Consider the following 11,321-nt stretch of genomic DNA (forward strand, 5'->3'; position numbering starts at 1 on the left):
GTTGTCTCTTCTTTTGCGTCAGAGTGCGTCTTTGCCTGTCTCGCCGGTGCGAATGCGCACCACCTGCTCCAAGGGCGAAACAAAGATCTTGCCGTCGCCGATCTTGCCGGTGCGGGCTGCGGTTTCGATGGCTTCGATCACGCGGTCGATGAGCGAGTCATCAACGGCGGCTTCGATCTTCACCTTGGGCAGAAAGTCCACCACGTATTCGGCGCCGCGGTACAGCTCCGTGTGGCCCTTTTGACGGCCGAAGCCCTTGACTTCGGTCACTGTGATGCCTTGCACGCCGATGGCGCTCAGGGCTTCACGAACTTCGTCAAGCTTGAAAGGCTTGACGATGGCAGTCACCATTTTCATGGTCATCTCCAGAGGTTGTGGTGGTTAGAGGATGGGTTTGACCGCGTCGACGGCCATTGGAGAGAGAGTTTTCTTCAGCATGGGTGATCTCCGCGTTCAACGTGTGTTTGGGTCGGAACGACGATTTGCAGCTTTTGTGCCATGTGCCTTTTGTGGGCATGGCGCCCCAATTCGGGAGCTTCATGTCTTGCCGGACTTGAGTTTTGCCCTCGTTGAGTGCCTTTTGTGGGTTTGTTCACCAGCTTGCACTCGCCTGGTGCCTGAACTCCATGTGAACGCGGCCTGCTCAGTGGACGGGTGGGGCGGCACAATCCCAGTCATCAAAAACAGCCGGGGTGAGATTGCCACCGGCTGAATCAGGGAAGAACAAGCATGTCACTCGCGGTTATCCACAGCCGGGCGCTCGATGGTCTCGATGCGCCTGCGGTCACGGTCGAAGTCCATCTGGCCAACGGTTTGCCCAGCTTCACGCTGGTGGGGCTCGCCGACACGGAAGTCAAAGAGGCGCGCGAGCGGGTGCGTGCGGCACTGCAGAACAGCGGGCTCGCGTTTCCTCATAACAAACGAATTACTGTCAATCTCGCACCTGCCGATCTCCCAAAAGAAAGCGGTCGGTTCGACCTGCCGATAGCCCTGGGCATCCTGGCGGCGAGCGACCAGATCGATGCACAGCGCCTGTCGCGCTTTGAGTTCGCGGGCGAGTTGTCGCTAGCGGGGGATTTGCGTCCCGTGCGCGGAGCACTGGCGATGGGGCTGGCATTGCAGCGCTCGGCGAGTGACGCGCAACCGGTGCGAGCCCTGGTGCTGCCGCAAGAAAGTGCGCAGGAGGCCGCATTGGTCGACGGGCTGGTCATCCACAGTGCACGTCATTTGCTGGATGTCGTTCAGGCCATGCTGCCTGGCGATGCCGCGCTTGCATCCGACCTGCCGCGTGCCAAGGCCGAGTTGAGTCCGTACGTTGCCAGCGTGCCGGACCTGCTCGAGGTCAAGGGCCAAAGTGCCGCGAAGCGCGCGCTTGAGATCGCTGCTGCGGGAGGCCACAGCGTATTGATGATGGGCCCGCCAGGTACCGGCAAGTCGATGCTGGCGCATCGTTTTGCCGGCTTGCTGCCACCGCTGTCGCAAGACGAAGCGCTGGAGTCGGCCGCGGTGTTGAGCCTGAACGGTAGCTTCACACCGGAGCGGTGGCGATCGAGGGTCGTGCGCCAGCCGCATCATGGAGCATCGGCGGTGGCATTGGTCGGTGGCGGCTCGCCGCCGCGCCCTGGCGAAATCTCGCTCGCGCATCACGGGGTGCTCTTTCTCGATGAGCTCCCGGAGTTCCCACGCGCAGCACTCGAAGCGCTGCGTGAGCCGATGGAGACAGGTCGAATCACGATTTCGCGTGCGGCACGGCAAGCCGAGTTCCCGGCCCGCTTCCAGCTCATCGGAGCCATGAATCCCTGTCCGTGCGGACATTTGGGTAGCCCGTTGCGTGCGTGCCGCTGCACGCCTGATGCCGTCTTGCGTTATCAGGGGCGTATCAGCGGCCCCTTGCTCGACCGCATCGACCTGCAGGTCGAGGTGCCCGCAGTGGCACCCCAAACGCTGGCCGCGGCACCGGACGGTGAACCCAGCGCGCAGATCGCCGAACGCGTGGTTCGAGCGCAGCAACTGGCCTGGGCCCGGCAGGGTTGCAGCAATGCCCAGCTCACAGGGGCCTTGGTCGACACCCATTGCGCGCTCGACGACGCAGGAGCGCGCTTCTTGCAAGCGGCGGCTGCGCGCCTGGGCTGGTCAGCGCGCAGCTACCACCGTGTGCTGCGCATGGCTCGCACTGTGGCGGACTTGTCCGGCAGCGCGGCCATCCAGGTTGCCCACCTGGCCGAGGCCATTCAATACCGCCGCGTTCTCGCGGCGCACTGAAAGCGCGTCAGCTCTTGGCCGCAGTCAGCGGCTTGAGTTGGGAGCCTTCGACTTCGAAACGCGCTCCCACGGCCGGCGCCGTGTTTTGCGTGACGGTGCGGGTGCTGCCGTCATCCATGCGCATCTGCACGTGATAAACCGTGGTGGCGCGAACCTGCTTCTCCGCTTCGTGGCCGGCCAGCCCGCCGCCGACGGCGCCCAGCACCGTGAGTGCCTTCTTGCCGTTGCCGCCTCCCAGCTGATGACCGACGACGCCCCCCAACACAGCGCCGCCCACGGCGCCCAGGCCGGTGCCCTCTCCCTTGTGCTTCTCCGACTTGACGCTTTCCACGGTGCCGCAGTTGCTGCAAACCGCCGCCGATGCCAGCTTGGTGGGAGCGGGTTTGGAGACCTTGGCCGGCGTGGTTGACGTGGTCGATGCCACCATCGTGCTTGCGGGCGGCGGTGGCGTATCGCTCTTCGATGTGGTCACCAACGACGCTGCCAATGCGCCGGCACCGACCAGCCCCAGGCCTCCGAGCCACCAGACGATGGGCTTGGGCAGCGTGGATCGTTGAACAGCACCCGGTGCCTGCAATTCATTTGAAGAAACGGTCATCTCTACTACTCCTGTTGATCGATTTGTTGGCTGAATCTCATCCCGCGTTCATGAAACCCAGATCGCGTGTCGTGAAGCTCGCGAGGTGGGGGAACACGGTCAAGGCGTCGGCATCGCTGATGCCGAACCACTTGGCCAGTGTCGCACCCAGCTGGTCCACCGACGTGGTGGGCAACAACGCGCCGTTGCCCAACTGGTCGGCGCTGCTGTCGAAATTGTTGTTGTTGGCGTTCTTCGCACCGAGGGTGGGGAAGTTGCCGTACAGGTCGCCGCCCTTGACGGCGCCGCCCATCACGAAGTGGTGCCCGCCCCAGCCGTGGTCGGTGCCGTCGCCATTGCTGGTGAAGGTGCGGCCGAAGTCAGAGGCGGTGAAGGTCGTGACCTTGTTCAGCGCGCCCATGCCAGCCAGCGTGGTGTCGAAGTAGCGCATGGCGTGCGCAAGGCGCGCATAGAGGTCGGCATGGCTGCGGTTCTGCGCGTCGTGCGTGTCGAAGCCACCCAGGCTCACGAAGAACACCTGGCGCTTGGCCGACACGCCCGAAGCGGCGCTAGCGTCGATCATGCGGGCGACGACCTGCAGCTGCTGGGCCAGGCTGTTGAAGGCCTTGTTGCCGTTGAGCGGGTGGTCGTACTGCAGCTTGGGGTCGTTGTTGGCGTTGTAGGTGCTGCCTGTCGCGGTGCCGAACAGCGGGTTGTCCGCTGCCTTGAGCACGGAGCGCAGGGCTTCCTCGGCGTCGATCGAACGCGCTGAGATGGCCGCGAGATCGCTTTCGAAGACGTGGCCACCGCGCGTGGCGGTGACGATGCTCTTCATCGCCGTTCCCACGCTCGCCGAACCGAAGATCTGATTCGCGCTGTTCGTACCCATGCGGATCGCACCGTTGGCGCCGACCTGGTACTGGCGCACCGTCTGCCCAGACAACCAGACGTTGTTGCCCGAGGTCGAGATGGCGGTGAACACCGAGCGGCCGTTCTGCGCCGCCAGCAGGTCGCCCATCAGACCACCCCAGCCTTGCGTGGCGCCTTCGGGACGGAACGACTGCCAGGTGTTTTGCTGGTCGTTGTGCGAATACAGGCTAACCGGCAGGCTCACAGAGCGAGCGTTGTACTGCGCCTTGGTCGTCGGCACGATCAGCGGCCCGACGTTGGGCAGGATGGCCAGCCGCTTGTCGGTGTTGAACATCGTTTGCAGCGTGCCCATCATCGGGTGCAGCGCAAACGTGCGGCCTTGCGAGCGCGCGGGGTTGATGGGCAGCACGCCGCCCAAGCGGGCCGGCGACCCGGCAGCGGCGCCGGCATTGGCAGCCGTGCCCGGTGCCAGCAGCGCGATGGAATCGGGTGCCTGGTTGCGAACCGTCGTGTAGTTGGTCCACGAGTCGGTGTCCGTCGGCAGCACCATGTTGATGGAGTCGTTGCCGCCGAACAGGAAGATGCAGACCAGCGCCTTGTAGTCGCTGGCCGACTGCGCGGCCGCCGAGCCCATGGCCGAGAGGTTTAGTGCCAGCGGGGCTGCGGCGCTGCCCAGCGTGGTGGAGAGTGCGCCGGCGTGGCGCAGGAAGAGGCGGCGTGAAGCGTTGTGTGTGCTCATGTGTGTTCTCCCGTTCGCATCAGCGCTGGACCTGGAACTCCGGCGAGACCAGAGTCAGGAAGATGGCGGCGTTGACGCGGTTGTGCTTTGCGCCGTCGATCTGTGTTGGGGTGCCGTTGGGCGGGATCGTGATGCCGGTGACGGCGTCCGTGATCAGCGTCTTCAGCGCCGCCGGCATGGTGCCGTACATGAGCTTGGCATTGACGCGGGCCACAAGCTCCGACGGCTTGTCCGCCAGCGCCATTTCCGGACCGTAGTCGATCTGCACGTCGCGCCGGTTCAACGAGCCGCCGGTTTGGCCGATGTTTCCCGAGACGGTGTCCCGCATGAAGTTCACGTAGCCGGCTGCCGTGGTCTCGTGCGAGATCTGCAGTTCGGGGGCTTCGAGCCTGGCGGCTTCCGTGGCGGAACCGGGAGGCACATAGCCCGGCCGGTAGAAGTTGAACACCGTGGGCGATCGCATCACGGTCTGCCCCAGCTGCGTGGGGCTGTCGGTGGTGCCGATCTTGTAGTAGCCGCTGTCCGACTTGTAGTTGAAGGCGCGCATCAGCGCCGACAGCCGCAACACTGGCTCGCGCACCTTGCCCGACTTCGTCGACAGGGTCCTGGCCTCGGGGTGTGTGAGGATGGCCTTGACCAACGCTTTCATGTCGCCGCGCACGCCCTCGCCGTTGTCGTTGAAGACTTTTGCGACCGCGCTCACATAGGCCGGACTCGGGTTGCTGGTGACCAGGCGCTGGATCAGCTGTTTGCCGAGGAAGGGGCCGACGTTCGGGTGATTGGCGAGTGTGTCCAGGGCCGTCTTGAGGCTGGCCTTGCCATCGGTGCCGGCAGGGATCACCGCCGTCAGGAATTTCTTCTCTTCAGGCGAGTGGTACTGCGGGTAGTTGATCATCGGCTTGGTCGTGCGCTCCGGGTCAGACTGGCCGTTGACCGAGCCGCTGCTGAAGCAGGTGCTGGTGGTCGTGCTGGGCGCCACCGGGCAGGCCCAGCTCCAGCCGGTGAAGACCTTGGCCAGGCCGGCGATGTCGGCCGGCGTGTAGCTCTCGACCGGCACGCTGCCGTTCATCTTGACCGAGCCATCCATGTTGAGCTGCAGCAGGCCGATGCTGAACAGCTGCATCACCTCGCGTGCATAGTTTTCGTCCGGCACGCGACCGGTCTTGGGGTCGGCCTTGCGATTGCCGAGCGACGAGAGGTACATGCCCATCATCGGATGCAGGGAGACACCTTCGAGCAGGTCGCGGTAGTTGCCCACGCCCTTGGTGGCCAGCATGTCGAAATAGTTGGCCACGGCGCGCGGGTTGTTGCCCACGTTCCCGTCTTGGAGCGAGATGACGAAGATCTGCGACAACGCGAATGCCACGCGCTGGCGCAACTGATCGTCGCCGGCAACGGCGGTGCGCCAGAAGGAGTAGGTCACGCCATCACCACCGATGGTCGTGGTGTCGGTGGCCCCGGCGGCCGTCTTGGCCACCGCGTCCAGCGTTTGCCAGTTGGCCTGGTGGCTTGACGCGGGCTTGCGCAGCTGCTCGTCGATCCACTGGCTGTAGCCGAGGTCCATCACGCGCTGTACCGAGGCATCGTTGGGGCCGAAGCTGGCTTGCGTCAGGAAACGTGCAGCGGCTTCGCGAGAAGCAGGAGCGTCCGTGCCGGTAGGCGGCGCGGACGACTGCGGCTGCTCCGCTCCGTCGCCATTGCCGCTGCCATTGCTGCCTCCGCAAGCGGACAGCACAGCGATCACGGCGGTCGCTACGAGACTGCGCGCAAGGCGCTGAACCCACGCGTGACCCTCTGGCAGTTGATGAAGCTTGCTGTCCACGGACATCTCCCTCGGCTTGTGCGATCTGATACAGACGCTAAGCAGGCAGAAGTCGTACCAGCGTCGTGCCGCCATTGTTCGAGGCGAAGCCCGACGCTTTGCGTGAATAGTTGGCGCTTCGAGAAGCGCTTACCTCTCGCAACGCGGCAAATGGTGACGATTCAGGCAGCTCTTGCGAGCAGGTGAATCGTCTGTAAGCGGCCGCAACCGCGGCCCGCTTTCACAGCGCCGTTACAGCAGCGATGCGAGCGATCGCTGGGCCTGGTGCGTGTCGAGCTGATTGCGCTCGGCCCAGTCCTTCAACTGGTCGTCGCCGATCTTGCCGACGTTGAAGTAGGTGGCCTCCGGGTGCGACAGATAGAAGCCGCTCACGCTGGCCGCCGGCGTCATCGCGAGGCTCTCGGTGAGGCCCATGCCGATGTCCTCGCACTGGAGCACGCGGAACATCTCGGCCTTTACCGTGTGGTCTGGGCAGGCCGGGTAGCCCGGTGCCGGGCGAATGCCGCGGTACTTCTCGGCGATCAACTCGTCGTTGCCCAGCGTCTCGTCGGGCACATAGCCCCAGAACTCCTTGCGCACGCGCTGGTGCATGCGCTCGGCGAACGACTCGGCCAGGCGATCGGCCAGGGCCTTCAGCATGATCGCGCTGTAATCGTCGTGGTCGTCGAGAAACTGTTTCTCCTTCTTCTCGGTGCCGATGCCGGCCGTCACGGCGAAGAGGCCGATGTAGTCGGCCACGCCCGACGACTTGGGGGCGATGAAGTCGGCCAGGCAGCGGTTGGGCCGCGTCATCTTTTGCCCATCCGGGCCGTCGACCACCGGCCGCACGCTCTGCATGCGCAGGCCGCGCCAGGTCATCAGCACTTCAGTGCGCGACTCGTCGGTGTAGATCTCGATGTCGTCGTCGTTCACCGTGTTAGCCGGGTACAGGCCGATCACGCCCTGCGCCGTGAGCCAGCGGCCCTTGATCAGGCGCGTCAGCATGCTCTGGCCGTCGCTGAACACGCGGCGTGCCGACTCGCCGACGATCTCGTCGGTCAGGATCGCGGGGTAGGGGCCGGCGAGGTCCCAGGTCTGGAAGAAGGGCGCCCAGTCGATGCACTGCGCGATCTCGGCGAGGTCGTAGTTCTTGAACACCCGCTTGCCCGTGAACCTGGGCTTGGGCGGCGTGTAGCCCGCCCAGTCGATCGGCGTCTTGTTGGCGCGCGCCTGCGCCAGCGTCACCAGCGGCGTGGCCTTCTTGTTGGCGTGCTGCTCGCGCACGCGGATGTAGTCGGCGTTCAGCTCGGCCACGTAGGCGGCGGCCTTGTCGTCGCTCAGCAGGTCGCTGCACACGCTCACGCTGCGGCTCGCATCGGGCACGTACACGACCGGGCCTTCGTAGTGCGGCGAGATCTTCACCGCGGTGTGCACGCGGCTCGTGGTGGCGCCGCCGATCAGCAGCGGAATCTTCTTGATGCGGAAGTAGTCGTCGCGCTGCATTTCGCCGGCGACGTGCTGCATTTCTTCGAGGCTCGGCGTGATCAGGCCCGACAGACCGATGATGTCAGCGCCCTCCACCTTGGCGCGTGCCAGGATGTCCTGGCACGGCACCATCACGCCCATGTTCACCACCTCGAAGTTATTGCACTGGAGCACGACGGTGACGATGTTCTTGCCGATGTCGTGCACGTCGCCCTTCACGGTCGCGATGATGATCTTGCCCTTGGCCTTGGCTTCACCGCCGGCGTCGATCAGCAGGCGCTTCTCTTCTTCGATGTAGGGCAGCAGGTGGGCCACGGCCTGCTTCATCACGCGGGCGCTCTTCACCACCTGCGGCAGGAACATCTTGCCCTGGCCAAAGAGGTCGCCGACGACGTTCATGCCGTCCATCAACGGCCCTTCAATCACATGCAGCGGCCGGCCGCCAGCGGCCTTGATGCGCTGGTAGACCTCTTCGGTGTCTTCGGTGATGAAGTCGTTGATGCCGTGGACCAGCGCATGGCTGAGGCGTTCGTCGACCGGCTTGGCGCGCCAGGCGAGCTTGGCGCTGTCGTCCTTGGCGGCGCCTTTGGCGCTCTCGGCCACTTCGACCAGGCGCTCACCCGCATCGGAGCGGCGGTTCAGCACCACGTCTTCCACGCGCTCGCGCAGCACCGGCTCCAGGTCGTCGTACACGCCGACCATGCCGGCGTTGACGATGCCCATGTCCATGCCCGCCTTGATCGCGTGGTACAGAAACACGGTGTGGATGGCTTCGCGCACCGGGTCGTTGCCGCGGAAGCTGAAGCTCACGTTGCTGACGCCGCCCGAGACCTTGGCGCCCGGTAAGTTCTCTTTGATCCAGCGCGTGGCGTTGATGAAGTCGACCGCGTAGTTGTCGTGCTCCTCGATGCCGGTGGCAATGGCGAAGATGTTGGGGTCGAAGATGATGTCTTCGGGCGGGAAGCCGATCTCGTCGACCAGCATGCGGTACGCGCGCTCGCAGATCTCGATCTTGCGTTCGAAGGTGTCGGCCTGGCCCTTCTCGTCGAAGGCCATCACCACCGCCGCGGCACCGTAGCGGCGCACCAGCTTGGCCTGGTGCTTGAACTGCTCCACGCCTTCTTTCATCGAGATGGAGTTGACGATGCCCTTGCCCTGAATGCACTTGAGGCCGGCTTCGATCACCTCCCACTTCGAGCTGTCGATCATGATCGGCACGCGCGCGATCTCGGGCTCGCTTGCGATCAGGTTCAGGAATCGGACCATGGCAGCCTTGCTGTCGAGCATGGCCTCGTCCATGTTGATGTCGATCACCTGGGCGCCGTTTTCCACTTGTTGGCGCGCGACCGCCAGGGCTTCTTCGAACTGGCCGTTGAGGATGAGGCGTGCAAAGGCCTTGGAGCCGGTGACATTGGTGCGCTCGCCGATGTTGACGAACAGGCTGCCCTCGCCGATGAGCACGGGCTCGAGCCCCGAGAGCTTCATCGGCGGAACGGCTGGAACGGGGCGGGCAGCGGGCGTGGCGGTCATGGCAGCATCAGACTCGGCATGCGCTGCGGTGCTCACCCGCAGCGCATGCGGTAGCGGTGCGGTACACCGGGGCATGCAGGGGCGAGCGTCGTTGCGAGCTTCCAAGCCTGGCGGCACCCGGAAGAGATGGGCACCGTCGCAACGCTCCTTGGAAGCTGTCGATTTTAAGCGTCCGCGGCTCGTTCGATCCGTGAAATTGGCCAGTCAGCAGCTCGTTACAACCCCAAGAGACCCCCTTGGCGTGTTCGGGGTGTTCAGCGGTTCCAATGGCTGGCCACGACAAAATCACAAGACCATGCTGCAGCATCCTGTCCTGAGACTCGCCCTCCTCGCTTCCCTGCTGGCCGGTTGCGCCGCTCCGCCGCCCAAGGTGGTGCCGGTGCCACCGGTCGTCACCTCGGTGCCGGGCTCCGCACCGGGGCCGGTCTACGGGCAGGCGCCGTCGCCTGATGCCCGCGGCTGGTCGCCGCAGATGGAAGCCGCAGAACGCCAGCTCAGCAACGCGCTCAGCGGCAGCGGCGTGTCTTTGGCCAAGACTACCGACGAGCGCCTGTGGATCACGTTGCCGGGCGACCTGGCCTTCCAGCCCAACCGCTCGGCGCTGAAGCCCGGCGCGACGGCCGTGCTCGACAAGATCGTCGTTGCGCTGCGTGGCGTGCCGGCGGCCGAAGTGCGCATCGTCGGCCACACCGACTCCAAGGGTGCCGCTGCAGCCAATGACGCGCTCTCGCTCGACCGCGCGGCCAGCACGCGCGATTGGCTGGTGGCACGCGGCATGTCGCCGGTGCGGATTGCGGTGGCGGGCCGCGGCTCGCGCGACCCATTGGCCAGCAACGACGACGAGGCCGGGCGGGCCACCAATCGGCGGGTGGAAATTCTGGTCGGCGAGAAGGCCAAGCCAGGCGCCTCGGCGTCGAAGTAAAGAGCCAAGGCCTCGGCCGACATGGGCCGAGAGTCTCTGACCTGCTCAGGCCGCCATGAGCGCGCCGAACAACGGATCGTGTCGGCTGCGCGGGCGGTACGCCGCCACACGCTTGGCTATCTCTGCGATGTGCTCCGGTGTCGTGCCGCAGCAGCCGCCGGCGATGTTCAGGAAGCCTGCTTTCGCGAATTCTTCGACCAGCCCGCCGGTGATGTCGGGCGTCTCATCGAAGCCGGTGTCGCTCATCGGGTTGGGCAGACCGGCGTTCGGATAGCAGCTGATGAAGGTGTCGCCGGCCACCTTGGCCAGCTCTTCGATGTAAGGCCGCATCAGCGCCGCGCCGAGTGCGCAGTTCAAGCCTACGGCCAGCGGCTTGGCGTGGCGCACGCTGTGCCAGAAGGCGCTCACCGTCTGGCCCGAGAGGATGCGCCCCGAGGCGTCGGTCACGGTGCCCGAGATGATGACCGGCAGGCGCTCGCCGGTGGCCTCCATCAACTCGTCGAGCGCGAAGATGGCGGCTTTGGCATTCAGCGTGTCGAAGATGGTCTCGACCAGGAACAGGTCGGCGCCACCTTCGAGCAAAGCCTCGGCCTGCTCGTAGTAGGCGTCTTTCAACGCGTCGAAGCTCACGTTGCGCGCCGCCGGGTCGTTCACGTCGGGGCTGATGCTCGCGGTCTTGGGTGTCGGGCCGAGGGCGCCGGCCACGTAGCGCGGCTTGTCGGGGGTGCTGTACTTGTCGCAGGCGGCGCGCGCGAGTCGGGCGCCGGCCACGTTCATCTCGCGTGCCACATGGGCTAAGCCGTAGTCTTCCTGGGCCACGCTGGTGGCGCCGAAGGTGTTGGTCTCGATCAGATCGGCCCCGGCGGCGAGGTACTGCTCATGGATCTCGGTGATCACATCGGGCCGTGTGAACTGCAGCAGCTCGTTGTTGCCCTTCAGGTCCTTGGGGTGGTCCTTGAAACGCTCGCCGCGGTAGTCGGCCTCGGTCAGCTTGTAGCGCTGGATCATCGTGCCCATCGCACCGTCGAGGATGGCGATGCGGTTCTTGAGGATCTGGGGCAGCGCGGCGGCGCGGGTGTAGACGGAAGCGTTCATCTCGTGATTGTAGAAACGCTGTCAAGCCCCTGCATTGCAG

8 protein-coding genes and 1 riboswitch are annotated in these 11,321 nt (G+C 65.1%); of the genes, 2 read left to right on the forward strand and 6 right to left on the reverse strand.

The genetic code is table 11. From position 1 onward, the window contains the following. Positions 1-18 precede the first annotated feature (18 nt). Positions 19-357, reverse strand: coding sequence for a P-II family nitrogen regulator (gene glnK / locus AC1DYS_RS05615; RefSeq protein WP_047487477.1), 339 nt, complete (start codon positions 355-357; stop codon positions 19-21). Positions 358-729: 372 nt separating this feature from the next. On the opposite strand from glnK, the gene AC1DYS_RS05620 reads away from it, so the two are divergent. Beyond that, positions 730-2,262, forward strand: a complete 1,533-nt coding sequence (locus AC1DYS_RS05620) for a YifB family Mg chelatase-like AAA ATPase (RefSeq protein ID WP_477896858.1) — start codon at positions 730-732, stop codon at positions 2,260-2,262. A gap of 7 nt (positions 2,263-2,269) precedes the next feature. Here the strand turns inward: AC1DYS_RS05620 and AC1DYS_RS05625 are convergent, their stop codons facing one another. The 4 genes from AC1DYS_RS05625 to metH form a co-directional block, all read right to left on the reverse strand. After that, the gene (locus AC1DYS_RS05625; RefSeq protein ID WP_477896860.1) at positions 2,270-2,860 is read right to left on the reverse strand and encodes a glycine zipper 2TM domain-containing protein; all 591 of its coding nucleotides are present in this window, start codon (positions 2,858-2,860) and stop codon (positions 2,270-2,272) included. Positions 2,861-2,897: 37 nt separating this feature from the next. Then, positions 2,898-4,448 carry a DUF1501 domain-containing protein gene (locus AC1DYS_RS05630; protein ID WP_477896862.1) on the reverse strand — a complete coding sequence of 517 codons (1,551 nt, stop codon included), beginning with the start codon at positions 4,446-4,448 and terminating at the stop codon, positions 2,898-2,900. Positions 4,449-4,467: 19 nt separating this feature from the next. Continuing rightward, entirely contained in the window at positions 4,468-6,270 is a 1,803-nt protein-coding gene (locus tag AC1DYS_RS05635) for a DUF1800 domain-containing protein (RefSeq protein ID WP_477896864.1), read from the reverse strand. Between the two features lie 231 nt (positions 6,271-6,501). Continuing rightward, positions 6,502-9,339 carry a methionine synthase gene (gene metH, locus AC1DYS_RS05640; protein ID WP_477896866.1) on the reverse strand — a complete coding sequence of 946 codons (2,838 nt, stop codon included), beginning with the start codon at positions 9,337-9,339 and terminating at the stop codon, positions 6,502-6,504. A gap of 1 nt (position 9,340) precedes the next feature. Further along, positions 9,341-9,420, reverse strand: a riboswitch (S-adenosyl-L-homocysteine riboswitch). A gap of 139 nt (positions 9,421-9,559) precedes the next feature. On the opposite strand from metH, the gene AC1DYS_RS05645 reads away from it, so the two are divergent. Further along, a complete protein-coding gene (locus tag AC1DYS_RS05645; RefSeq protein WP_477896868.1) occupies positions 9,560-10,186 on the forward strand; it encodes an OmpA family protein in 627 nt (208 codons plus the stop codon). Positions 10,187-10,231: 45 nt separating this feature from the next. On the opposite strand, the gene AC1DYS_RS05650 is transcribed toward AC1DYS_RS05645, so the two are convergent. After that, a complete protein-coding gene (locus AC1DYS_RS05650; RefSeq protein ID WP_477896870.1) occupies positions 10,232-11,281 on the reverse strand; it encodes a homocysteine S-methyltransferase family protein in 1,050 nt (349 codons plus the stop codon). Positions 11,282-11,321 lie beyond the last annotated feature (40 nt).

Source organism: Rhizobacter sp. P2_G4 (assembly GCF_056403575.1).